Below are 23413 nucleotides of genomic sequence, written 5' to 3'. Positions count from 1 at the left end.
AAAACGAAAACGGATAATTAAATCGAATTCTAATGCATTGGGCGCTCAGAATCCTGAACGCCCTATGTTGAAATTAGTTGCCTGCGCGACGACCGTCGGCACCAAAAATATGAACGTCTTTTGCCGACGCACCAATCTTCACAACTTCATCAATCGTATGTTCAGAACGGCCCTGAACGCGGAAGATCAGCGGCTTGCCGTCAGTGAGTGAACTATGGATATAGCTTTCAGCACCAACGAGTTCGATGGCTTCGATGCGAACTTCTGCATTGAATCCGTCGGCTTCCGGTTCACCGTTCTCGATGATGCGAATATCTTCCGGGCGCACGCCGAACGTGTATTTGTCCGAAGGAAGCGTTATAGCCTTGCCCGGCTGCCAAAGGTTCTTCTCGCCGCTTTCCAGAAGGTTCATGGACGGTGAGCCGATGAAGGTCGCAACAAAGGTCGAAGCTGGCTTTTCGTAAAGTTCGATTGGCGTGCCAACCTGTTCGATATTGCCTGCGTTCAGCACCACTAGACGGTCTGCCATGGTCATGGCTTCCATCTGGTCGTGAGTTACATACACGCTGGTTGTTCCAAGCGACCGCTGGAGACGCTTGATTTCAACGCGCATCTGCACGCGCAGTTTTGCGTCTAGGTTCGACAGTGGCTCATCAAAAAGGAATGCAGCCGGTTCGCGCACGATAGCGCGACCCATAGCAACGCGCTGACGCTGACCACCAGAAAGCTGACGGGGCTTGCGATCAAGGAACTGCTCGATTTCAAGTGCTTTCGCAGCCTTGGCAATGCGGCGCTCGATTTCGTCCTTTGGCGTTTTACGGTTCTTCAAGCCATAGGCGAGGTTATCGCGAACCGACATATGCGGGTAGAGCGCATAGTTCTGAAATACCATTGCGATGTCACGTTCTGCCGGTTCCACATCGTTCACAACGCGATCACCAATAGAAATTGTGCCCGCAGTGATGCCTTCAAGGCCTGCAATCATGCGCAGAAGCGTAGACTTGCCGCAGCCAGATGGACCGACGAGAACGACGAATTCACCGTCCTTGATTTCCAGCGAAACGCCTTTGATTACTTCAATACCGCCGGCATAGCTCTTGCGGACATTATCAAGAATGATCTTGCTCATTATTTTTCCGTTTCCACGAGACCTTTGACGAACCAGCGCTGCATTAGCACAACAACGAGGATCGGCGGTATGATAGCCAGAATGGCCGTTACCATGACGTAGTTCCACGGTGTGGAAGCATCAGCGAAATCCACCATACGACGCAAGCCGATGATGATGGTGTTCATTTTCGCATCGTTGGTAACGAGCAGCGGCCAAAGATACTGGGTCCAGCCATAAATGAAGAGAATGACGAAGAGGGCGGCGATATTCGTCTTTGACAGTGGCAACAGGATATCGCGCATGAAGCGGAACGGTCCTGCATTGTCGATGCGTGCAGCTTCTACCAGCTCACCCGGAATGGTGAGGAAGAACTGACGGAAGAGGAACGTCGCTGTGGCCGATGCCATAAGAGGTAGCGTGAGGCCTGCATAGGTATCGATCATGCCAAGATCGACGATGACCTTATAAGTCGGCAGGATGCGTACTTCGACCGGTAGCATGAGCGTGACGAAGATCATCCAGAAGAAGAACATGCGGAACGGAAAGCGAAAGAACACAATCGCGAAAGCCGACATGAAAGAAATGATAATCTTGCCGACTGCGATCAACATCGCAACAACGAACGAGTTCCATAGAAGCCGTTCGAGGCTCACGCCAACCACACGCTCAACGCCACCGAAAATAGCATCGCCATAGTTCTCTATCATATGCCCACCGGGCAGAAGCTGGATTGGCGGGCGAATAATATCGCCTGAGGTAAGTGTCGAAGCGACAAAGGTATAATAGATCGGAAAGGCAACCACGATGATCCCGATAATGAGGATCAGATGGCCTAACAGATTTGAGACTGGGCGTTTTTCAATCATGGTCGCCTCACTCACGAATAATGCACGCGCTTCTCAATGAAGCGGAACTGGAATGCGGTCAGGGCGATCACGATAATCATCAGAATAACCGACTGCGCCGAGGAGGAGCCGAGGTTAAGATTGACGAAGCCGTCGTTATAAACCTTGTAGACCAGGGTTTCAGTGGCTTTGGCAGGGCCGCCGCCGGTTACAGCATGGATAATGCCGAACGTATCGAAGAACGCGTAGACCGTATTGACCACCAGCAGGAAGAATGTGGTTGGTGCCAGAAGCGGGAATACGATCGACCAGAAACGCCGCGCGCCGCGCGCGCCATCAATGGCCGCTGCTTCAATAAGCGATTTCGGAATTGCCTGAAGTCCTGCGACAAAGAACAGGAAATTGTAGGAAATCTGTTTCCAGGCTGCAGCACCCACGATCATAGCCATTGCCTGATTACCATTGAGCAACGGGTCCCATGCAAAACCACTGCTGCGAAGCAGATAGGCAAGCGTGCCCATAGCTGGATTGAACATAAACAACCACAGCATACCTGCAACGGCGGGCGCTACCGCATAAGGCCAGATAAGAAGGGTACGATAGAATGTCTTGCCGCGAATGACACGGTCGGCAGCGGTTGCAAGCAACAAGGCTGCGCCCATGGCAACAAAAGCGGTCAGAAGATTGAAGACAATTGTAACCTGAACGGAATGAAGATAATTCGAGTCGGCTAGCACATTGGTAAAATTGGCTAACCCAACGAATGTAGATTTGAGCCCGAATGCGTCTTCACGCATGAAGGACTGATAAATCGCCTGACTTGCTGGCCAGAAGAAGAAGATCACAGTCAATATGATCTGCGGTGCCAGCAGGACGTAGGGTAAGATTTTATTTGGAAACGTGACTTTCTGCACGGGGAGTTTCCTTGCGGATAGCAGTGCCGCCAAACCCTTGGGGCAGGCGGCACGCTTTAGTTCATCAGATTATTGAGCTGCAGCAATCGCTTCGTTCACGCGTTTTACAGCGTTATCGAGAGCAGTCTTTGCATCCTGCTTGCCGCCGAGCATGGCTTCGAATTCTTCATTCAGAATATCACGAACTTGCGGCAGGTTAACGAGACGCACACCCTTGGAGTTTTCCGTTGGTGCCTTGCCCATCATCTGAAGGATTGGCGTTTCGCGACCCGGGTTCTTTTCATAGAAGTCCGAGTTCTTGGTTGCTTCATAGGCAGCCATGGTCACAGGCAGGTAGCCGGACTTTTCATGTAGCTTCTGCTGAATTTTGGTCTGCGAAAGGAAGTTGAAGAACTGCGCAATGCCTTTGTATTGGTCATCACTGAGACCAGCAAACACCCAGAGACTGGCGCCGCCCGGAATTGTGTTCTGTGGGCCATGGCCTTCATAATAAGGAAGCTGACCGATACCGTAGTTAAGGCCAGACTTAATAACGTCACCAAGGCCACCTGATGATTCCGTCAGGATTGCGCATTCTCCGGAGGTGAAAAGCTGCTTGGCTTCAGATGTACGACCGCCATAACGGAAGGTGCCATCCTTGGCGAGATCGGCGATTGCCTGGAAGTGCTCAACAAAAAGTGGCTCGTTGATCTTGAGTTCGACGTTGGTACCGCCGAGGCCGTTTTCATTGGTACCGTAGGAAACGTTGTTCCATGCAGCAAAATTCTCAGTCTGAATCCATGTGAGCCATGTCGAGGTGAAGCCGCAAGCAGATGCTCCGCTCGACTTGATCTTCTTAGCTGCTTCAAAAACTTCCGGCCAGGTCTTTGGCGGGTTGTTTTCGTCAAGACCTGCTTTTTTGAAAGCGTCCTTATTATAATAGAGGATCGGCGAAGACGAGTTGTATGGGAAAGACAGCATAGTGCCGTCTGGCTTTGAATAATAAGCAACAATTCCTGGCAAGTACTGCGACTTGTCGAACTTGAATCCACCCTTTTCGAGCACTTCTGCAGCAGGAACCATAGCGCCTTCGGCAGCCATCATGACACCGCTACCAGCGTCGAAAACCTGAATGATCGCTGGCGGTTGCTTGGAACGGAATGCAGCAATGCCTGCGTTCAACGTTTCAGGGTAGCTGCCCTTGTAAACAGGAACGATCTTATAATCGCTCTGGCTTTCATTGAACTCTTTTGTAAGCTCAATGATCATTTCGTTGTTGGCGCCAGTCATACCGTGCCACCAGCTTAGCTCCGTCTGAGCGAAAGCCTGTGAACCAATGGTGAGAGCAAGAGCGCCGGTGAGCGCTGAAGTCGTGATCAGACGGGTAAGCATATTTCCTCCTCGGAAATGAGGTTACGTAAACATCAAGAGCGAATTTACCGCTCAAGGTGCCGGAACCTGCATTATGGTTATTACACTTTTATGACCGCAATTGTGCTCGGGATCAACTTCTCACTCGCAATAATGGAATAAATTCGAAAATTTTAATCGTTAAAAGGAAAAAAAACGAAACAGAATCGATAAATATTGGGGAGAAGATGTGGATATCTAACCAAGCGATCTCTGACGAAAAGAAGTCAGTAGAGATATGTCGTTAGTCGCCTCACAAAACCGCCATTCATAGCGCCTCCAATTACATAAGCGATAATGCATTTAATGCACTATTAAAAGTAACCCATAAAATTCAATATTCTCAGGGGCTTGCGCGGGAGAAAGAATCCGAATTATCTGCTGTCGGTTTTACGATGCTGCCGGAGTTTTCACTTAATCTTCAGGCAATCTACGCAAACGAACATGATAACATTCGCATACATGGAGCCGCTAACGGTTTCATGAACCGCCTGACGGAGTTTCCATGCCCATTCATGCTGACTGGAATGCAGCGTCTTTGTCTGCAAAAGTTTTTTCCAGAACTTGGAGCAGGAATGAACCCGGCGGTGTTATCATCGGATTTGACGCCCATGGCGTCAAGTTCGCCTATGCAGGTGGTTTGGAATGCCTGCCTTCCGGAATGCCTTTTACGGCCAATACGGTCGTCCGATATGCATCCATCACCAAGCATATCTTTTGCGCCATGGTGTTGCGTCAGGCTGATGTAATCAGTCTGAATGACAGGCTTGGCGATCACCTTCCAGAACTGCAAAGCCCACTGGCAGATGTTTCCGTCGGACGCGCACTTGATATGACATCAGGTCTACCCGATGTACGCGAAAGTCTGACTTTATTAGGCTTGTCGGTCTACACGCATACGGACGCGGACGGCCTTATCGACTTTCTGTCGTCGATGACGCGGCTGAACTTTAATGCTGGCAGTGAAATCTCTTATTCGAATACGGGATATAGGCTGGTTGAAGCGGCACTGGAGCGCAAAGGACTAAGTTTCAACGACTTTGTGAAATCTGAAATCAATGCGGTGCTGAACACTTCCCTTGAAGTTCCAGATGTCTGGGCCGACCCGGTCAAAGAGCTGGTCCCCGGCTTTTGGAATGACGGAGATAAATGGCAGGAAAGTTCAGCAGGTTTGCATCTCTCGGCGTCGGGCAACCTAGCGGGTAGCGGAATGGCTCTCACCAACTGGGCGCAAGCGCTCCTTAAGGGTGAAGGTGCATTTAGTGGGTTGCTTTCGACGCTTTCAGCTGAGCACTTTTTGAGCGACGGTCGTCCGACAGGCTATAGCCTTGGCCTGCGGTGGAACGAAATAAATGGCAAGCGCTTCGTCGGCCATGGAGGATCACATCCCGGCTATAAAAGTTATTTCCTCCTCGACCCGGCAGACAAAACAGGCATGATTGTTGTCTGTAATCGCGAAGATGCAGATACATATAAAATTGCCCGCGACTGCATGGCTGAACTCAACGGGCTTTCGCTTCCTGAAATGGCGACAGCTATCCCTGATGGGTTATACGTCGCTGATTCAGGTCCAATCTGGCTTGAGATGCGCGGCGGCGTTGCCAATTATCTCGGTGCTGAAGATCGGCTCTACGATATAGGAGAGGGCTGGGCCTCTTCGTTATCGCCATCCTCGCCACTCAAATTGCGCTGGAACGGTGAGGTACTTCAAGGCGAAATCGGCCATGTGAAGCGAGAGTTGCTTCCAGTTCAGGCGAGACCAGTCAGTAAAGAATTTGACGGTCACTGGAGCGCTCCGCTCTACGGTGCATCTTTCACCATCGCTAATGGCCATATCATAATGGGTATCGGACCTACGCGTCAGGTTATGCCGCTTGAAGATCTCGGTAATGGTAGAGCTTTGTTCACGTTGCGGGATGGTCCATGGAACAAGCGCATTTGCGTCCATTTGCTTGGCGGCAATAGGGTTGAATTGGTACTCAACCGCAGCCGTATGATTGAATATCAGCGTTGAAACAGCTTCCTTATGTTATTTTCGGGAAATTGATTCCGAAAATGATTTGAATGGAGTGTGCCAATGCTTGAACAGATGATCGATCAGGGTGCCGGTCGTGAGCTCGCCGATATCGTGTTGAAAGGTGGCCGCTTCTTCGATCTTGTAACCGGCGAACTGGTTGAAAGCGACGTTGCGATCAGCGGTGATCGTATTGTGGGAACGTTCGGTAGGTATCAAGGCAAGCAGGAAATTGATATTTCCGGTCGCGTTGTTGTGCCGGGTTTTATCGATACGCATCTCCATATTGAATCGTCCAATGTGACACCGCATGAATTTGATCGTTGTGTGCTGCCACAGGGCGTCACAACGGTCATTTGCGACCCACATGAGATTGCCAATGTTCTCGGCGTAGAAGGCCTGCAATATTTCCTCGATAGCTCGCTGGAAACGATCATGGATATTCGGGTGCAGCTTTCAAGCTGTGTACCTGCGACCCATATGGAAACATCCGGTGCAGAACTGCTGATCGATGATCTTCTGCCTTTTGCCGATCATCCGAAGGTCATAGGCCTTGCTGAGTTCATGAATTTCCCCGGTGTGCTTTCAAAAGACCCTGAATGCATGGCAAAGCTCAAGGCTTTTCAGGGACGTCATATTGATGGTCATGCGCCGCTTCTGCGTGGGCTAGATTTGAATGGCTATATTGCTGCCGGTATTCGCACCGAGCATGAAGCGACCAGTGCCGAAGAAGCGCTGGAAAAGATGCGCAAGGGTATGCATGTGCTGGTGCGTGAAGGCTCGGTTTCCAAAGACCTGCATGCTTTGATGCCAATCATCACTGAAAGGCACTCGCAGTTTCTGGCGCTTTGCACGGATGACCGCAATCCTCTCGATATCGCTGATCAGGGCCATCTTGATTATCTCATCCGAACGGCTATCGCTGGAGGCGTAGAGCCGCTGGCGATTTATCGCGCGGCAAGTGTTTCGGCAGCGCGCGCTTTCGGGCTGTTTGATCGCGGACTTGTTGCGCCGGGGCAACGCGCCGATCTCGTGATCGTCGACAGTCTTGAAGGGTGCAATGCTGAAATCGTTCTGTCTGCGGGCAGGGTGGTTTCGGAAGAACTGTTCTCAACGCGTGGATCAGTTGCGGAAGTCGGGCGCAACAGCGTGAAAGCGCCCATTGTCAGTGCATCAAGCTTCAGATCACAATCCAACAGCGGCAAAACCCGTGCAATTGGCATTGTTCCGGGAAAGATCATCACGGAAAGCCTCGAGTTTGATCTTAAAGTTGGTCCGCAGGGCGTGGAACCTGATCTTGAGCGCGATGTGGTCAAAATCGCAGTTGTCGAGCGACATGGCAAGAATGGCAATATCGCCACCGGATTCGTGCATGGTTTCGGCCTGAAAGCCGGAGCCATCGCGTCGACGGTCAGCCACGACAGCCACAATATCTGTGTGGTCGGTGTTTCAGACGAGGACATTGCCGCTGCGGCCAACCGCTTGGGCGAAATCGAAGGCGGATTTGTCGTTATACGCGATGGCAAAGTGCTTGCGGAAATGCCTCTGCCTATTGCCGGACTGATGAGTGTTGAGCCTTACGAAGCCGTCCGAGAGCAACTACGTGCACTTCGCCATGCAGCTGAAGAGCTTGGTTCGGTATTGGAAGAACCGTTTCTGCAACTGGCCTTTGTTGCGTTGCCGGTTATTCCACATCTGAAGATCACGGATCGCGGACTAGTCGATGTCGATAAATTTGAATTTGTTGGCAACTGAAGAGGCTGACATTATCGTCATATTTGCATTAATCTGATTTGCTAACGCACTGGCATAAATCGGATTTTTGACCATGCAGTTTTTGGATACCTTTGATTTTTATCCATTCCTCGACACGGCAGTGAGCTTCACCGCCGCGTTCATCTTTGGCACGATGATCGGCGCAGAACGTCAATATCGCCAGAGAACTGCGGGCTTGCGTACCAACGCGCTTGTCGCGCTGGGGGCAGCTGCTTTCGTTGACCTAGCTGCGCGTCTTGCAGGCAGTGCCGAGGCGTTGCGTGTTATCGCTTATGTCGTTTCTGGCGTAGGTTTCCTGGGCGCTGGCGTCATAATGAAAGAGGGCATGAACGTCCGTGGGCTGAACACAGCTGCAACGCTCTGGTGCTCAGCAGCTGTTGGTGCCTGCGCAGGCACAGATATGCTGGCGGAAGCTGCACTTCTGACCCTATACGTTTTGCTGGGAAATACGTTGTTGCGACCGCTCGTCAATCTCATTAACCGCATTCCAATTGATGAGCAGGCGTTGGAGCAGACCTATGAGGTGCGCCTGATTGCGTCTCATCAGGTCATGGAAGAAATGCGCGAATTGCTAGTCGAGAAACTGGACGAGGCGAAATACCCGGTCGGAGATGTCGAAATCACGGATCGCAACGCCGAGACTGTCGAAATTTTGGCAACCCTCGTCAGCACATCGATTGCCCCGGAGGAAATCGACGCTGTTACGCATTTTATGGAGAAACAACCCGGTGTCTTTTATGCAGGTTGGGAAGGCAGTTCGAAGGATTGATTATCGATCAATTCGCGTCGACAGAATGATAGAAGACATGGTGCGTTCGACACCTTCGAGCGCACCAATCTTATCGAGAACAATATCCAGTTCCTGAATCGACGGCGCTTCGACTACAACAATCATATCAAAATGACCGCTGACCGAGTGAAGCGTTCTGACAGCCATGATACTGCGAAGTGCTGTTTCAACCTTCGGCGCGAACTTCGGAAGCGCTGTCACCAGCACATGCGCACGCACCAGATCACGTTCAAATTCAGGAGCGATTCGAACGGTATAGCCTTCGATTACACCGCGCTTCTCCAGCTTTTCCAGCCTGCTTTGTACGGTCGTGCGCGACACGCCGAGCCTTCTTGCAAGGTCAGCGGTTGAGGCGCGGGCGTTCTCACGCAGCAGAGCTATAAGTGTCAGGTCAGCATTTGTCGTCATAATGCATATTAGATACGTCATATCGCACAAACAAACAACGTGAAATCGTCGGTTTGCATGCTTCTTTTCGCCGAAATTTATGAGATTCTTTATCTATCGAAATTGCATTACCCAAACAGACTTATAAGGGAAAAGACATGAAAGAGATCGTTGTTGTAGGCGCGGGCAAAATTGGCGCGACCATTGCCGATCTTCTCGCTTCGACGGGTGATTATGCTGTGACAGTTGTTGACCGTTCGCAGACACAGCTCGACGCGCTGGACACTGGTGCGGAAGTCAAGACACAGGCTCTCGACATTGCAGATGCTAAGGCTCTTGAAGCCGTTCTCACCGGCAAATTTGCAGTTCTGAGTGCTGCTCCATTCCAGCTCACCACGCTGATCGCAGAAGCTGCAGCCAAGACGGGCGTGCATTACCTCGATCTCACCGAAGACGTCGCCAGCACCAAGCGCGTCATGGAATTGGCACAAGATGCAAAGACTGCATTCATTCCACAGTGTGGTTTGGCTCCAGGCTTCATCTCGATAGTTGCTTACGATCTCGCAAAGCGTTTTGACACGCTGGAAAACGTGCGTATGCGCGTTGGCGCTTTGCCAGAGTTTCCATCAAATGCTCTAAACTACAACCTGACTTGGAGCACAGATGGTCTGATCAACGAATATATCGAGCCATGTGAAGCCATCGTAAACGGCAAACTGACCAAGGTTCCAGCTCTTGAAGAGCGCGAAGAATTCTCACTCGACGGCGTAACCTATGAAGCATTCAACACTTCGGGTGGTCTCGGCACGCTTTGCGATACCCTGGAAGGCAAAGTTCGCACGCTCAACTACCGCACGATCCGTTATCCAGGTCACGTAGCGCTGATGAAGGCGCTGCTTAACGATCTTGGCCTGCGTCATCGTCGCGAAGTGCTCAAAGACATCTTTGAAAACGCTCTGCCAAGCACGCTTCAGGACGTTATCGTCATTTTCGTAACTGTTTCGGGCACAAAGAACGGTCGTCTGGTTCAGGAAACCTATGCGAACAAGGTTTATGCCAATCAGGTTGGCAAGATCGTTCGTTCGGGCATCCAGATCACGACAGCATCGGCAATCTGCGCCGTGCTCGACATGCTTGCTAAGGGCGAAATTGCACAGAAGGGCTTTGTTCGTCAGGAAGACATCACACTTGATGCATTCCTCGCAAACCGCTTCGGCAAAGCCTATGCGCAGGACGATCATTCGACGCGTCTGGTTGCCTGAAAGCACCGTTGAGGCCATGTCAGACCCGTTGCGCTAAACGCGCAGCGGGTTATTTTGCATTTTAATATGACCAAAGTTGCAATTGAATTTGTTCGGCTTTGCGGGCAATCCGAACCGAGTACTTGATAAAAAGCCCGTGTCTAACAAGTGGAATAGGGAAGTGATGTTTAAAACAATTTTGCTGGCCGGACTGGCCTCCGTCGTCTTTGCCATGTCTGTGCAGGCGAAGGAATGGAAAGAAATCCGTATCGCCAGTGAAGGTGCTTATCCACCCTTCAATTATATGTCGCCAGACGGCAAGCTCGTTGGTTTTGACATCGACATTGCCAATGCAGTTTGCGAAGCGATGGAAGCGAAGTGCACAATCGTTGCAAATGATTGGGATGGTATGATCCCCGGACTGCAGGCAAACAAGTTCGATGCAGTCATTGCTTCCATGGCCATTACGCCCGAGCGTGAGGAGCAGGTTGCCTTCTCAGAGCGCTATTACACGACGCCACTGGCAGTCGTTGTTCCGAAAGACACCGACATCGCCTCGCTTGAGCCTTCAGCGTTCGATGGCAAGACCGTAGGCGCACAGGCTGGCACAACGCAGGGTAATTATGCCGATGACGTTTATGGCAAAGCCGGCGCGGATGTGAAGCTTTATCCGACGGCTGACGAAGCTAATGCTGATCTTGAAAGTGGTCGCCTTGATGCCATTGCTGCTGACAAGTTCCTCGCTGCCGACTGGCTGAAGAAGCAGGGCGCTGATTGCTGCAAGTTCCTTGGCGATATTCCGGGCTCTGAAACCAAGATCGCTGTTGCTCTGCGCAAGGGGGACGATGATCTGCGCGAGCAGTTCAACGCCGCAATCAAAAAGATCCGTGACGACGGTACTTACGAGACAATCCGCAAGAAGTATTTCGACTTCGATATTTATTGATAAAATTATCGGACGCCGCCAGATGTTTAACTTGAAACAGTCGGCGTCCGGTGCTTCATTCAATCCATCAAATTGCGGGCGGGAAACCTGCAAAATAGAACCATAACAACGGTCAAGGGGAATATTATGTTGAAATCAATCCTGTTCGCGGGCGTGGCCTCCATTATTGCTGCACTTCCAGCGCAAGCCAAAGAATGGAAAGAAATCAAGATTGCAACTGAGGGTGCTTATCCGCCGTTCAATTTTGTTGCGGCTGATGGTTCTTTGCAGGGGCTGGATGTTGATATCGCCAATGCGCTTTGTAAAGCGATGGAAGCAAAGTGCACCATCATTGCCAATGATTGGGACGGCATGATTCCGGGCCTTCAGACCAATAAATTCGACGCGGTTATCGCTTCGATGAGTGTGACGGAAGAGCGCCAGAAGCAAGTATCTTTCACCGACAAATATTATTCCACGCCGCTGTCGGTTGCTGTTCCAAAAGATAGCACGATTACATCCCTCGATGCCGACGCGTTCAAAGGTAAATCAATAGGCGCGCAGGGATCAACTACACAGGGCACTTATGCGGAGGATGTTTACGGCAAGGCCGGTGCTGACGTAAAGCTTTATCCGACAGCGGATGAGGCGAATGCAGATCTCAAGAGCGGCCGCCTCGATGCCGTTGTTTCCGACAAGTTTCCGATTTCAGATTGGATCAAGGGCGATGGCGGTGATTGCTGCAAGCTGATTGGCGACATTCCAGGAACTCAGACAGATACGGCGATTGCTGTTCGCAAGGACGACAACGACCTGCGTGAACAGTTCAACGCGGCTATCAAAAAAATTCGCGACGACGGCACCTATGCGACCATCGTGAAGAAATATTTCGACTTCGACATTTATTGATTGAATATATGTGACTTGTAAAAGTCACCACTCTTTGCTGTATGCGGGAGCGCGCTGAAAATCGATCAGCGCGCTCTTTCACTTCATGGAATTGGCGGGAATACCATGCAGAAACAAGACGTCATTGTACTGGGTGCGGGTATCGTTGGGGTTTCAGCCGCGCTTCACCTGCAAGCGCGAGGGCGGTCGGTTACGCTGATTGATCGTGGTGAGCCGGGGCAGGGCACGAGTTTCGGTAATGCCGGTCTAATCGAGCGTTCAAGTGTCATTCCCTATTCGTTTCCGCAAGGTTTCTGGACGCTGCTGCGTTATGGCCTGAATCGCCGTTCAGATGTGCGATACGACCCGTTTTATGTATCGCGAATGGCCCGCTGGCTGTTCCAGTATTGGCGCGAATCTTCGCCAGTGCGCCTGAAGATTGCAACAAACGCCATGTTGCCATTGGTCGAAGCAAGTGTTCGCGAGCATGATGCGCTTATTGCCCAAGCTGGCTGTGAACGACTTGTGCGTGCGCAGGGCTGGATTGAGGTTTTTCGCAATGAAGCAGCTTTCAACGCTGCCGTACAACGCTTGCCGCAATTGCAGCAGTTTAATCTCGCCTATGATGTCCTGGATTCCCAGTCGCTAAAACAACGGGAAACAACACTTGGCGATGTTGCGGGCGGCATTCACTGGCTTGACCCAAAAACAATAGTCAATCCGGGTGGTTTGGTTGAAGCTTATGCTGATCTTTTTCGCGCGAATGGGGGCACATTTGTTCATGGTGATGCAGATTCCCTCGTTGAAAATGGTGATAGCTGGCAAGTAACGACTGAAGAAGGCCCGATCGTTGCGAGCGATGTTGTGGCAGCTCTCGGACCGCAATCTGGATTGATCTTCCAGAAGTTTGGTTACTCAATCCCGCTCGGTATTAAGCGTGGGCATCATATGCATTTTGAAATGCAGGATGGCGTGCGGCTCGGTCATACAGTTGTTGATGAAGAAGCAGGCTATGTACTCGCGCCTATGGTACAGGGCGTTCGGCTTTCAACCGGTATAGAGTTCGCTTCACCAGATGCGCCTGCCAATTTCATTCAGCTCAAACGTGCTGAGAAAGTTGCGCGACGTCTTTTGCCGCAACTGGGTACGCCTGTAGAATCCAAGCCATGGCTCGGTTTGCGTCCATGCCTGCCGGATATGCGACCGGTTATTGGACCCGCACCGCGCCATAAGGGACTATGGTTTGACTTTGGCCATGCTCATCACGGCTTGACAATTGGCCCGGCAAGCGGGCGTCTGCTTGCCGAAATGATGACGGGCGAGAACACATTTACTGATCCCGCGCCATATTCCGCAAAACGGTTTCTCTAATCGCTTTCAATTTTCAGCGAGCGGCCTTGTCAGGCGCGACACTGTGGGGGTAAGACTTTAGCCCCGTCAAATCCGCGTTCTGCGGGCAAATCGATCCGGAATAATCTCGTGAAAATGAAACCTTTGGGCCGTACAGGCCTCAATGTTACCGAAATCTGTCTCGGCACCATGACCTGGGGCGTACAGAACACTGAAAACGACGCGCATCAGCAACTTGATTTCGCAGTCGATGCCGGCGTCAATTTTATCGATACCGCTGAAGGTTATGCTATTCCGATGAGCCCGGAAAGCTATGGCAAGACTGAAACCTACATCGGCAACTGGTTCAAGAAGTCTGGTAAGCGTGATCGCGTTATCCTCGCCAGCAAGATCGCAGGTGGTGGTCGCCAGGAGTGGATTCGTGGCGGTGCAAAGCCAAGCCGCGCAAGTGTTACTGAGGCGGTCAATGACAGCTTGAAGAGACTGCAGACCGATTACATCGACCTCTATCAGATTCACTGGCCATCGCGTCCGCATTATCATTTCGGTCAAGGCTGGGGTTTTGATCCCTCCCATGTTGACCCAAAGGCGGAACGTAAACAGATCCATGATGTTTTGCTCGGACTTGAAGATGCGGTTCGCGCAGGCAAGATTCGAAACGTCGGTCTTTCAAACGAAACAGCTTGGGGTACGATGCAATGGCTGAAGATTGCTGAAGAGCACAATCTGCCACGTATGGCGTCTATACAGAATGAATATGGTCTGCTGCAGCGTGAATTTGATCATGATATGGCAGAAGTATCGCTGTTTGAACAAGTTGGTTTGCTTGCCTATTCAACGCTGGCTGCAGGTGTTTTAACCGGCAAATATCTAGGCGGAAAAATCCCAGAAGGATCACGCGCTTCGGTGACAGATGGGGGCCTTTGGCGTGATAATTCCTATTCGGAACCCGCAATTCGCGCCTATATCGATATTGCCAAGAAGTACGGGCTCGAGATTGCGCAGATGGCGATTGCGTTTTCGGCGTCGAGACCTTTCATGACATCTGTCATTATCGGCGCCACGTCTGTCGAACAGCTGAAGATCGACATTTCTGCAAGCGAAGTGACGCTTTCAGCAGAGGTACTGGCAGACATTGAAAAAGTCTACAGATCTCATCCGCGTCCTCTTTGATTAAAAAACGGCCAGCCACATATCTGTGGCTGGCTTTTATCCTTTAAGCTGAATCTCGTGCTTTACGTGCCATTCATCGATCGGCGTCTCGCTCGATGAACTCACAATTAGCAGCCGGTCAAAGCGCAGCTTTCGACCTGAAAGCTCTTTGGCAAGCCGCTGCATTTCCGTTTGTTTCTGCGTTGTAGCCTCAACACCATAAGCCAGTGAGACATGCGGCATGAAGCTCTGCAGGCTGGCCTGACTAGATATTTCAAGGGAGTCTTGTTTCAGTCGCATCAGCGCCGGTGCTTTTTCAAGTGCCGCGTAGAAAGAGCGAAAATAGGCTTCGCTCCCCGTTACATCCTCAATCAAAAGTTCAAGTGGTTGGCGGCCGATTGCAAGGCTCACCACCTGTGGCAAAAGCTCTTCTGCAGATCGATTCATATCCGGTACCAGTGTTGCGTGTGGCTCAAATACCGGTGAGTTGAAGCGCCCACTCAAATGCCGGCCGATTTTCTCAAGAAAAACAAGATCATCATGCGCGGGGCGGAGCCAGATAGAATGATCGGACATTCAGGGTTTGCTTCCTTTAGAAGAGTTTTCCTTTTTAAGCGGGCGCACGCTGCCTCGCAAAATAAGTGGTGTGTCGATCATCACCATCTGTGGCGGCTCGTTGGGTGCACTTTGTCGTTCATCGAGCATACGGATAATTTCAGCAGACAGGCGCTCTGCATTCTGGTCGAAGGTTGTGAGACGATATGCACCCCAGCGCGCTTCGGCGACATTATCAAAACCGATAACGGACAAGTCTGTCGGTATAGAGAGATTGAAAACCTCACGTGCGCAATCAATTAGCCCAAATGCCATCAAATCATTCACGCAGAATACGGCCTCGACACGGTCGCGCTCGCTGAGGAGAAGGGACGCAGCGGCAAAGCCGCCATCGTAATCCGTCAGTTCCCCGCGTTCTACGCTAACATCCAGGCCTAAGTTTATAGCACGAGAGACATAGGATTCTTCGCGTTCCAGCAAATTAGGACTGCGAACATTTGATGTCACAAGCCCGAGCCTTTTCATGCCGCGCGCGGCAAACACGTCGACAGCCGTTTCCGCCGCTTGTTTGTTATTGATCCGGATATGATCAGGGCCATCTTCGTTACGGCCCACAACGATCAGCGTATGGCCGTTGCGCTGTGCCAATTCGACAAATGATGATGATGGCATGCCAGATAGAACTACAGTCGCTTCTGCCCGATAACGGAGAAGCGTCTGGTGGGCTGCGGAAAGATTCTCGCCGTGCTGACCGGTCGGGATCAGCACCGGCACGCTGCCACGCGCGGTCAATCGGCGGGACAGCGCTGCGATCTGGCGGGAGCGAAAAGGACTTGCCGGATCGGCTGCGATCATGCCGACGATGCGGCTACGCTTAGCGAGCAGGCCCCTTGCAAGATCATTGACCTGATATCCAAGCTTTTCAGCTGCCTTCAGCACTTTCTCACGCGTTGAGGGGGATACGCTGGCTCCAGGCGTAAAGGTGCGAGAGACTGCCGAGCGAGAGACGCCAGCCTCCACTGCAACTTCATGTGCGCTGATGAAACGCGGTTGGTTTTCGGGGATCTCGTCCTGAAAACGATCTTTGTCGGCCATAGTTATCGACCCACTTTCGAGAGAACATCGGCGCGCAGGAAACGCTCGACCACGAACATGAAAGCAATGGACGGAACCAGCAGGATTAGCGCGCTGATCGACGCTATCTGATAGTTGCCACCGGAGCTTGCTGTATAAAGCATCAGCGGCAATGTTGTAATATCGGGTGCGCCCACAAAATATGTCCCGGTGAATTCATCAAGTGATTCAAGGAACACGAAGATAGCGCTGGCGAGCAGCCCTGGGGCTGCAATTGGCATTGTAATGTGGAAGAAAGTCTTCATGGCGGAAGCGCCCATGGAACGTGCGGCCTCTTCCAGCTCACGATCAATCGCGGAGAAAGCGGCTGTCGCAATCCACACCGCATAGACCAAGCCATGGGTCACATGAACCAGAACCACGCCGGTAATCGTACCGTTTAGACGCAGCGAATAGAACATCTGCGCAATGTTGACGTAGATCGGCAGATTTGGAAATGCCTGTGGTATCAGCAAGATAAGCAAGATCAATCCGCGAAATGGCAACTTCAGCCGTGCCAGCGCATAGCCAGCCGGGATGGCAAGACCCAGCGAAACAACCACAGTAAGGCTTGCAATAACCACGCTTGTGCCGAGTGATGAAAGAGCGTTGCCGCGTGGCGAAAACACATTGGCCCAGAAGGAAAAGCCATACTGAATAGGCAGCGTATGAGGAAAATACCAGCGTTCAGCTACGGCCCAGAGAAGGAGGTTTGCAAGCGGGCCGAAGATTGCAAAGGCAAGCAACCCTAGAAGAATTCCGCGCGGTATCCAGCGCCAGTCGAGTGCGGTGCTCATCAGCCGTGCTCCTTCATGGTTTGTCTGAGATAAATCCATGCAACCAGACTGGTCATCAGGAGCGATATTGTGCCGAGCGCATTGGCGACGCCGTAATCGCCATAGGCATTGATGCGGAAAGCCATATTAGCAGTGATCATGGTTGGAGATTGAGCATTGATCATCAGCGGCACAGAAAGTACCGACATCATGGTGACGAAGCTGAGGATCAAGCCAACGAGCAGGGTGGGACGCACTTGTGGAAGCACGATTTCTATCAAAATACGTAGTCGTCCTGCACCGAGATTACGCGCAGATTCGATAGTACTGCGATCAATCGATGCCATTGCCCCCGCAAGGAGTAACGTGACGAAGGGCGTTTGTTTCCAGACAAAGGCGATGACGATGCCGCGCCAGTCGAGAAAGCTCATCGCCTGAAGCGGCGTGAGAATGCCGCTTTCAATCAGAAGGCTGTTCATCAGGCCGTTTTTAGCGAGAAACGTGCGCAATATCTGGCCGACCACAATGAATGGAATGAACAGCGGCCAACGGTAGAGCCAGCGCAGCAAGGTAACGGCACGCTGATTAGAGCCGAGCGTTAGATAGCCACCGATGGCGATTGCAAAAAGTGCGATCAGCGCAGAAGAGAGCGTCACGATTACAAGGGTGAAAAGCATGTCGCTTGAATAAAGCTCGAAAGCCTTGGTGAAATTGCCGAAACCCCAGTCTTCACCAACATGAAATGCTCCGGTTATCGCGCCAAACAACGGCACGATGAATAGAAACAACACGATTGCCAATGCTGGCGCGACCAGCAGAAAACCCGTCATTCTCTGCGACATTGATATTCCCCGAATTTATGATGTAGGGACCGGGTCCGTGTTTCACGCACCCGGTCTATGCTTTAGTGCAGGCTAATTAGTTGCCTACCTGACGCTCGTAAGCTTCGAGGATTGCTGTATTGTATGGTGCAATCGGAAATGGCTTGCCGTAATTGGCAAGATCTTCCGGCGAAATGTCGGTGAAGAGCTTGTTCCACGTATCGGCATTGAGTTCTGCCTTGACGTGATCAGCATCAATGCCCGGATACCAGTTGAAGCGTTCAACGATGCCTTCAGCCTGAACTTTGGGGCTGGTTGCAAGTGCCACGAACTTTTCAGCAAGTTCCTTGTTGGCGCTCTTTTGAGGGATGACATAATGCATCGGCTGCCCCGGCATGCCCGGCGAAGGCAGAACAAGTTTCATTTCTGGTGGAAGCTGGCCATTGGCCTTCCATGAATAGAACATGTCAACCCAGACAGGGCCCATGGCGATTTCACCGCGGCTTAGCATATCGAGCGTACCGGCATTACCCGGTGTCAATGTTGCTTTCGTCGTGAAGTCCTTGAGCGACGCAAAGGCCTTGTCCCAGTTCTTGGCTTCGCCTTCTTCAAACGGGCCTTGCATTAGCTTGTCGGCATCGCCACCATAGGCATAAATCCAGCCCATCACGAAGCTCACGCCCGATGCGCCACCCTTGATGCCGTTATAGCCGAACTGCTTCGGGTTTTCCTTTGCCCATGTGACCAGCTCATCATAGCTCTTTGGTGGATTTGAAACGAGAGCTGGGTTGTAGGCGAGGGCTGTCTGGCTGTTGAACATTGGCATGACATAGCCATCAACATTTGTGCCGAGCGCCATCTTCGCATTGTCGCGTGTGACGAGCTTCCCGCTGTCGATCTTACTGCGATAGTTTTCGAGAAACTTTTTTTCAACCATCGGACCTGCGAATTTCTCGTGAACGACAGCAACGTCTGCGTCCCACTTTTCAACGCCCGCCTTCGACTGGGCTTCAAAGCGTTCGAGAATCTTCTGTGAACCAGCGTCGCCTGGGCCGGTGCCAACAACACGAACTGTCGTCCCTGGATTTTCCTTCTCGAACAATGGGCCGAGATATTCGTTCACGTAATCGACCATGTTCTGGTCCCCTGCGGTCAGAACGGTCAATTCATTCGCTGCGGCGGGCGATGCCGTCAGGCCGAGGACAAGAGCTGTTTTCAGGATCGTCTTCATCGAATAATTCCTGCTTTTGTATCCGCATGGCGGAAGATTTCGGCGGTTGGATAATTGTGTATCCGGTGAGGTGTGATCGGGAATTTTGTGCGGCTGCGGGCGGTCGAAGGCCCGCAATCCTCTTCTGAGCAGTAAAGCCTGCTAACGATCGACTTGATGACAACTTCACTCGTATGCACACCTGTGCATCGCAGAAACAGTTACCAATTAAGCAGATCAGGTCACTTGTCGAACAGGAAGAGTGCCTGTTCGGGAATGCGGATTTCAACCTGTGAGCCGGGTTGATGGCTCTCTTTTGCATCAACCAGAAGATGCTTGCCGCCGACGCTTATCATGTGCCGCCAAAGGCCACCCGGATAGCTCGTCTGGTCAACGGTGCCCGTTAGGATAAGTTCAGGTGTTGTGCCAGAATTTGGAGCGCCGGGACTTGTAAGCTTTGCGGCTTCACTACGGAAGCGTGCTGTTGCGATGCCATCGGACAGATTGCGGCGGCCAGCCGGGATTATACTTGCTTTGTTTTGTGGACCTGCGGCGATCGTGATCCGGTCTGCTTTAACACTGACAGGAAGCTCAATGAGGTTCTCAGCGCCCATAAAGGCTGCGACGAAGTCGGATGCTGGATGATTATAAACTTCTTCTGGTGCGCCGGCTTGTGCCACTTCGCCATTATTCAGGATCACGATGCGATCAGCCATAACCATGGCCTCTTCACGATCATGCGTCACATGCACCGCAGTTATGCCAAGCCGACGCTGCAGAGCGCTGATTTCATGGCGCACCGACAGGCGAATGCGGGCGTCAAGGTTTGAAAGCGGCTCATCCAGCAGCAGAATGTCTGGCTCGATTGCCAATGCACGTCCGAGTGCTACGCGCTGGCGCTGACCACCGGAAAGTGCGGCTGGCTTGCGATCAAGCAGCGCATCGAGCCCTAGAAGGCGTGCAACTTCCTGAACTTTCTGCCTGACAGTATCTTTCGCTGTACCACGAATACGCAGGCCGTAGCCGATATTTTGCGCCACCGTCATATGCGGCCAGAGCGCATAGGACTGAAATACCAGTGCCATGCCGCGCTTGTCAGGCGGTAATTGAGTGACATCCTTGCCTGCAACGCGGATAGCTCCATCGCTGGGGGTATTGAAACCAGCAATTGCACGCAGCAAAGTGGTTTTGCCACAACCGGAAGAGCCGAGCAGCGCTACGAATTCACCCTTCTTCACTGAAAGGTCTACACCTTTAAGAATCTCATTATTGCCATAACGGACGCGTGCATCCGCTACCTCCAAAAACGCAGGCATATGCGTATCCTCCCCAGGATCGACGGCCGGTTTTATTTTTTCTGCACAGCCGTGCAATCTGGATTGAAGCATTTTTATTTTACCTCGACAAGCAACAAATTCTAGTGTGCTGGAAAATAGCGAACGGTTTTGAAGCGCCGTTCGTTGTTATGGTTATCTATCGAGGATTTATAACAGCCATATGACTGATGCTGCGCAGCTGTGCAAAAACGTGGACAGCTTTGCAAAGCTGTCCACGCTGCACGCAAGCTGTTCCGACACGAAAGGAGACAGCTCACAATGAAGTTTTAAGCCGTTTCAGCCTCTTGCCGCGTTTCTGCGCGTGCGTTTCGCCAGCTTGAAAACAGGAAAGCTGCAATGAAGATCACTGTCATCAGCAGAACAATTGTCGGTGCAGGGGCGCTGTCTATGAAGAACGAAAGATATACGCCCATGAAGGACGAGAAGACAGCAACGATGACTGAAACGATCATCATGCTGCTGAATCTGTGGGTGAGCAAAAAGGCGATGGCGCCTGGAGCAATCAGCATGGCGATTGCGAGAATAATTCCTACCGCTTTTAGGACACCTACGATGGTGAGTGAAATCAGGCACAGAAGCCCATAATGCAGCAGCCGGACTGGCAAGCCGACAGCACGCGCCTGTGCGGGGTCGAATGCATGCAGCAGGAAATCACGCCATTTGACGATGAGAACGCCTGCGGTCACAGCTGCGATAATCGCCGTCTCTATAAGGTCGCTTGCGCTGATACCGAGAATGTCGCCGAAGAGGATGTGATCAAGATGCACATTTGCACGCACAGAAACATAGAGCACAAGACCCAGCCCAAACATGCCGGAGAAGACGATACCCATGACCGTATCCTGCTTGATACGGCTGTTTTCCTTGAGAAAACCGGTTGCAAGTGCGCAGACCATACCTGCAACAAAAGCACCTATGCCAAAGGGCAGGCCGACGATATAGGCAATCACAACACCCGGCAGCACCGCGTGGCTTATGGCATCGCCCATTAGCGACCAACCCTTGAGCACCAGAAAGCAGGAAAGTAAGGCCGTTGGAATGGCAATCAGGATCGACGCGATCAGTGCATAGATCATAAAGTCAAACCGAAATGGCATTAGAAGCATGTCGGGGAAGCTCATGGCTCAACCTCCTGCAATGCTTTGGCTGCGCGCCTGCGGGCCGCAAGGATTCCGTGTTTAGGTGCCAGAAAAAATACGGTGAGAAACACCAGCGTTTGCAGCACGACGATGATGCCGCCGGTTGCGCCATCCATGAAGTAGCTAACATAAGCGCCGATGAAGCTGGTTAGCGTGCCGATTAGCACCGCAATCCACAAAAGTCGCGAAAAGCGATCGGTGAGCAGATATGCAGTCGCGCCGGGGGTAACGACCATGCAGATGACCAGAAACGCACCTACGGTCTGCATTGCAGCAACAGTGCTTGCCGAAAGCAGCGTGAAGAACATGATCTTCAGCGCCGTTGGTTTTAATCCAATGGAACGTGCATGGCTTTCATCGAAAAACACCACCATCAGGTCTTTCCATTTGAGCAAAAGCAGCGCGAGCGAAACGAACCCTATGATCGCCAGCTGAAGAATATCGCCCGGTGTTATCGCCAGAATATTGCCAAGCACTATTGTCTGGATACTGATCGAGGTTGGCCGCAGCGAAATCATAAACAGTCCAAGGCCGAAGAAGGCCGTGAAAATCAGCCCAATAATCGCGTCTTCTTTGAGCTTTGTTCGCTGGTTGAGAAACAGCATTGCTGCAGCAGCCAATCCACCTGAAAAGAAAGCACCTACGGAAAAGGGCAGACCGAGCATATAGGCGCCAGCAACACCGGGCACGATGGAGTGGGAGAGGGCATCGCCGATAAGCGACCAGCCTTTAAGCATCAGATATGCAGAAAGAAACGCACAAACACCACCGACAAGGGCTGAAACCCACATAGCATTGAGCATGTAACCGTAAGCAAAAGGTTCGAGCAGGAGAGCCATCAGTCTTAGCCTTCCTGCTTTTGCTCATAGAGCACGAAGGGCCGCTCATCATCAGTTATGACACCGATTGCCGAACGATTCTGCTTGGTTTTCTCGTCGAGAATGAGGTGCCGTAGCACTCCGCCAAACGTCTTTTCGAGATTGGCCTGTGTGAAAATCTTCTCTGTTGGACCAAAAGCAAGCACCGTATTCTTAACGAGAACTGTCCGGTCGCAAAACTCGGGCACGCTGCCGAGATTATGCGTGGAAACAAGCATCACGCGGCCTTCATCGCGGAGCCCACGCAGAAGCGTGATGATCGCTTCCTCAGTCTTTACATCAACGCCGGTAAAAGGCTCATCAAGAAGAATGACGTGCGCATCCTGAGCAAGTGCGCGAGCAAGAAAAACACGCTTCTTTTGGCCGCCAGACAGCTCGCCTATTTGCCGCTTGCGAAAGTCGAGCATGTTGACACGGCTCAGTGCCATTTCGACTGCTTCGTGATCGGCACGACGGGAAATGCGCATCATGCCCATATGTCCATATCGGCCCATCATGACGACATCTTCGACCAAAACGGGAAAGTTCCAGTCAACCTCTTCACTTTGCGGGACATAGGCGACAAGATTCTGCTTGAGCGCCTGTTTGACCGGCAGGCCAAGGATGGAAATGTCACCCTTTGCCAAACGGACAAAACCCATGATGGCTTTGAATAAGGTCGACTTGCCTGAGCCATTCACGCCAACCAGTGCCGTAATCGTGCCGGTAGGGATCTCAAAACTGGCATTGCGTAAAGCCGTGTGACCATTGCGATAGGTCACAGTCGCGTCCTTTACCTTCAACCCTTCAACCGCGCTATTTC

General features: G+C 51.7%; 22 protein-coding genes. 8 read left to right on the top strand and 14 right to left on the bottom strand.

Annotated features, from left to right (window positions below; translation table 11 throughout):
* Nucleotides 1-73: 73 nt before the first annotated feature.
* The 4 genes from KMS41_15280 to ugpB form a co-directional block, all read right to left on the bottom strand.
* Nucleotides 74-1129 carry a sn-glycerol-3-phosphate import ATP-binding protein UgpC gene (locus tag KMS41_15280; GenBank protein QWK78885.1) on the bottom strand — a complete coding sequence of 352 codons (1056 nt, stop codon included), beginning with the start codon at nt 1127-1129 and terminating at the stop codon, nt 74-76.
* Complete coding sequence (gene ugpE / locus KMS41_15275) at nt 1129-1977, bottom strand: sn-glycerol-3-phosphate ABC transporter permease UgpE (GenBank protein ID QWK78884.1); 849 nt, start codon at nt 1975-1977, stop codon at nt 1129-1131. Before ugpE ends, KMS41_15280 begins: the two co-directional genes overlap by 1 nt.
* Before the next feature lie 11 nt (nt 1978-1988).
* Nucleotides 1989-2870, bottom strand: coding sequence for a sn-glycerol-3-phosphate ABC transporter permease UgpA (ugpA, locus tag KMS41_15270; protein QWK78883.1), 882 nt, complete (start codon nt 2868-2870; stop codon nt 1989-1991).
* Between the two features lie 69 nt (nt 2871-2939).
* Complete coding sequence (ugpB, locus tag KMS41_15265) at nt 2940-4241, bottom strand: sn-glycerol-3-phosphate ABC transporter substrate-binding protein UgpB (protein ID QWK78882.1); 1302 nt, start codon at nt 4239-4241, stop codon at nt 2940-2942.
* A 523-nt stretch (nt 4242-4764) separates the two neighbouring features.
* Between ugpB and KMS41_15260 the strand changes: the two genes are divergently transcribed.
* The 3 genes from KMS41_15260 (at nt 4765) to KMS41_15250 (ending at nt 8818) form a co-directional block, all read left to right on the top strand.
* Nucleotides 4765-6273, top strand: a complete 1509-nt coding sequence (locus KMS41_15260) for a beta-lactamase family protein (GenBank protein QWK78881.1) — start codon at nt 4765-4767, stop codon at nt 6271-6273.
* 63 nt (nt 6274-6336) lie between these two features.
* Nucleotides 6337-8028: an adenine deaminase gene (gene ade / locus KMS41_15255; protein QWK78880.1), complete on the top strand. Its 1692-nt coding sequence runs from the start codon at nt 6337-6339 to the stop codon at nt 8026-8028.
* Between the two features lie 73 nt (nt 8029-8101).
* Nucleotides 8102-8818 carry an MgtC/SapB family protein gene (locus KMS41_15250; protein ID QWK78879.1) on the top strand — a complete coding sequence of 239 codons (717 nt, stop codon included), beginning with the start codon at nt 8102-8104 and terminating at the stop codon, nt 8816-8818.
* On the opposite strand, the gene KMS41_15245 is transcribed toward KMS41_15250, so the two are convergent.
* Entirely contained in the window at nt 8819-9247 is a 429-nt protein-coding gene (locus tag KMS41_15245) for an Lrp/AsnC family transcriptional regulator (GenBank protein QWK78878.1), read from the bottom strand. It abuts the gene before it with no gap.
* 137 nt (nt 9248-9384) lie between these two features.
* Here KMS41_15245 and KMS41_15240 point away from each other — a divergent pair, with 137 nt between their 5' ends.
* The 5 genes from KMS41_15240 to KMS41_15220 all read left to right on the top strand — a co-directional run bounded on the left by KMS41_15240 (nt 9385) and on the right by KMS41_15220 (nt 14803).
* Complete coding sequence (locus KMS41_15240; GenBank protein QWK78877.1) at nt 9385-10488, top strand: saccharopine dehydrogenase family protein; 1104 nt, start codon at nt 9385-9387, stop codon at nt 10486-10488.
* Between the two features lie 163 nt (nt 10489-10651).
* Nucleotides 10652-11413 carry an ABC transporter substrate-binding protein gene (locus tag KMS41_15235; GenBank protein QWK78876.1) on the top strand — a complete coding sequence of 254 codons (762 nt, stop codon included), beginning with the start codon at nt 10652-10654 and terminating at the stop codon, nt 11411-11413.
* A gap of 126 nt (nt 11414-11539) precedes the next feature.
* The gene (locus tag KMS41_15230; GenBank protein QWK78875.1) at nt 11540-12301 is read left to right on the top strand and encodes an ABC transporter substrate-binding protein; all 762 of its coding nucleotides are present in this window, start codon (nt 11540-11542) and stop codon (nt 12299-12301) included.
* Nucleotides 12302-12406: 105 nt separating this feature from the next.
* On the top strand, nt 12407-13651 hold the full coding sequence (locus tag KMS41_15225; protein QWK78874.1) for an FAD-binding oxidoreductase: 1245 nt from the start codon (nt 12407-12409) through the stop codon (nt 13649-13651).
* A gap of 114 nt (nt 13652-13765) precedes the next feature.
* A complete protein-coding gene (locus KMS41_15220) occupies nt 13766-14803 on the top strand; it encodes an aldo/keto reductase (GenBank protein QWK80269.1) in 1038 nt (345 codons plus the stop codon).
* Nucleotides 14804-14839: 36 nt separating this feature from the next.
* On the opposite strand, the gene KMS41_15215 is transcribed toward KMS41_15220, so the two are convergent.
* From KMS41_15215 to KMS41_15175, 9 genes are all read right to left on the bottom strand, one after another.
* Complete coding sequence (locus tag KMS41_15215) at nt 14840-15358, bottom strand: haloacid dehalogenase (protein ID QWK78873.1); 519 nt, start codon at nt 15356-15358, stop codon at nt 14840-14842.
* Nucleotides 15359-16432, bottom strand: coding sequence for a LacI family DNA-binding transcriptional regulator (locus tag KMS41_15210; protein QWK78872.1), 1074 nt, complete (start codon nt 16430-16432; stop codon nt 15359-15361).
* A 2-nt stretch (nt 16433-16434) separates the two neighbouring features.
* Nucleotides 16435-17247, bottom strand: coding sequence for an ABC transporter permease subunit (locus tag KMS41_15205; protein ID QWK78871.1), 813 nt, complete (start codon nt 17245-17247; stop codon nt 16435-16437).
* A complete protein-coding gene (locus tag KMS41_15200; protein QWK78870.1) occupies nt 17247-18068 on the bottom strand; it encodes a sugar ABC transporter permease in 822 nt (273 codons plus the stop codon). The genes KMS41_15205 and KMS41_15200 overlap by 1 nt, the downstream gene beginning before the upstream one ends.
* Nucleotides 18069-18144: 76 nt before the next feature.
* Complete coding sequence (locus tag KMS41_15195) at nt 18145-19278, bottom strand: extracellular solute-binding protein (protein ID QWK78869.1); 1134 nt, start codon at nt 19276-19278, stop codon at nt 18145-18147.
* A 221-nt stretch (nt 19279-19499) separates the two neighbouring features.
* Nucleotides 19500-20573: an ABC transporter ATP-binding protein gene (locus KMS41_15190; GenBank protein ID QWK78868.1), complete on the bottom strand. Its 1074-nt coding sequence runs from the start codon at nt 20571-20573 to the stop codon at nt 19500-19502.
* A gap of 287 nt (nt 20574-20860) precedes the next feature.
* Complete coding sequence (locus KMS41_15185) at nt 20861-21715, bottom strand: metal ABC transporter permease (GenBank protein ID QWK78867.1); 855 nt, start codon at nt 21713-21715, stop codon at nt 20861-20863.
* Entirely contained in the window at nt 21712-22572 is an 861-nt protein-coding gene (locus KMS41_15180; protein ID QWK78866.1) for a metal ABC transporter permease, read from the bottom strand. The genes KMS41_15185 and KMS41_15180 overlap by 4 nt, the downstream gene beginning before the upstream one ends.
* A 5-nt stretch (nt 22573-22577) precedes the next feature.
* The gene (locus tag KMS41_15175; protein ID QWK80268.1) at nt 22578-23393 is read right to left on the bottom strand and encodes a manganese/iron ABC transporter ATP-binding protein; all 816 of its coding nucleotides are present in this window, start codon (nt 23391-23393) and stop codon (nt 22578-22580) included.
* Between the last annotated feature and the right edge of the window lie 20 nt (nt 23394-23413).

Origin of the sequence: Ochrobactrum sp. BTU1 (assembly GCA_018798825.1) — a bacterium.
GTDB lineage: Bacteria > Pseudomonadota > Alphaproteobacteria > Rhizobiales > Rhizobiaceae > Brucella.
Note: the sequence above shows the minus strand (reverse complement) of the source record. Positions and strands in the feature narration are given on the sequence as shown.

Coding starts and splice junctions, on each gene's coding strand:
- KMS41_15280 (QWK78885.1), bottom strand. CDS start 1,129: ATGAGCAAGATCATTCTTGATAATGTCCGCAAGAGCTATGCCGGCGGT.
- ugpE (QWK78884.1), bottom strand. CDS start 1,977: ATGATTGAAAAACGCCCAGTCTCAAATCTGTTAGGCCATCTGATCCTC.
- ugpB (QWK78882.1), bottom strand. CDS start 4,241: ATGCTTACCCGTCTGATCACGACTTCAGCGCTCACCGGCGCTCTTGCT.
- KMS41_15260 (QWK78881.1), top strand. CDS start 4,765: ATGCCCATTCATGCTGACTGGAATGCAGCGTCTTTGTCTGCAAAAGTT.
- ade (QWK78880.1), top strand. CDS start 6,337: ATGCTTGAACAGATGATCGATCAGGGTGCCGGTCGTGAGCTCGCCGAT.
- KMS41_15250 (QWK78879.1), top strand. CDS start 8,102: ATGCAGTTTTTGGATACCTTTGATTTTTATCCATTCCTCGACACGGCA.
- KMS41_15245 (QWK78878.1), bottom strand. CDS start 9,247: ATGACGACAAATGCTGACCTGACACTTATAGCTCTGCTGCGTGAGAAC.
- KMS41_15240 (QWK78877.1), top strand. CDS start 9,385: ATGAAAGAGATCGTTGTTGTAGGCGCGGGCAAAATTGGCGCGACCATT.
- KMS41_15235 (QWK78876.1), top strand. CDS start 10,652: ATGTTTAAAACAATTTTGCTGGCCGGACTGGCCTCCGTCGTCTTTGCC.
- KMS41_15230 (QWK78875.1), top strand. CDS start 11,540: ATGTTGAAATCAATCCTGTTCGCGGGCGTGGCCTCCATTATTGCTGCA.
- KMS41_15225 (QWK78874.1), top strand. CDS start 12,407: ATGCAGAAACAAGACGTCATTGTACTGGGTGCGGGTATCGTTGGGGTT.
- KMS41_15220 (QWK80269.1), top strand. CDS start 13,766: ATGAAACCTTTGGGCCGTACAGGCCTCAATGTTACCGAAATCTGTCTC.
- KMS41_15215 (QWK78873.1), bottom strand. CDS start 15,358: ATGTCCGATCATTCTATCTGGCTCCGCCCCGCGCATGATGATCTTGTT.
- KMS41_15210 (QWK78872.1), bottom strand. CDS start 16,432: ATGGCCGACAAAGATCGTTTTCAGGACGAGATCCCCGAAAACCAACCG.
- KMS41_15205 (QWK78871.1), bottom strand. CDS start 17,247: ATGAGCACCGCACTCGACTGGCGCTGGATACCGCGCGGAATTCTTCTA.
- KMS41_15200 (QWK78870.1), bottom strand. CDS start 18,068: ATGTCGCAGAGAATGACGGGTTTTCTGCTGGTCGCGCCAGCATTGGCA.
- KMS41_15195 (QWK78869.1), bottom strand. CDS start 19,278: ATGAAGACGATCCTGAAAACAGCTCTTGTCCTCGGCCTGACGGCATCG.
- KMS41_15190 (QWK78868.1), bottom strand. CDS start 20,573: ATGCCTGCGTTTTTGGAGGTAGCGGATGCACGCGTCCGTTATGGCAAT.
- KMS41_15185 (QWK78867.1), bottom strand. CDS start 21,715: ATGAGCTTCCCCGACATGCTTCTAATGCCATTTCGGTTTGACTTTATG.
- KMS41_15180 (QWK78866.1), bottom strand. CDS start 22,572: ATGGCTCTCCTGCTCGAACCTTTTGCTTACGGTTACATGCTCAATGCT.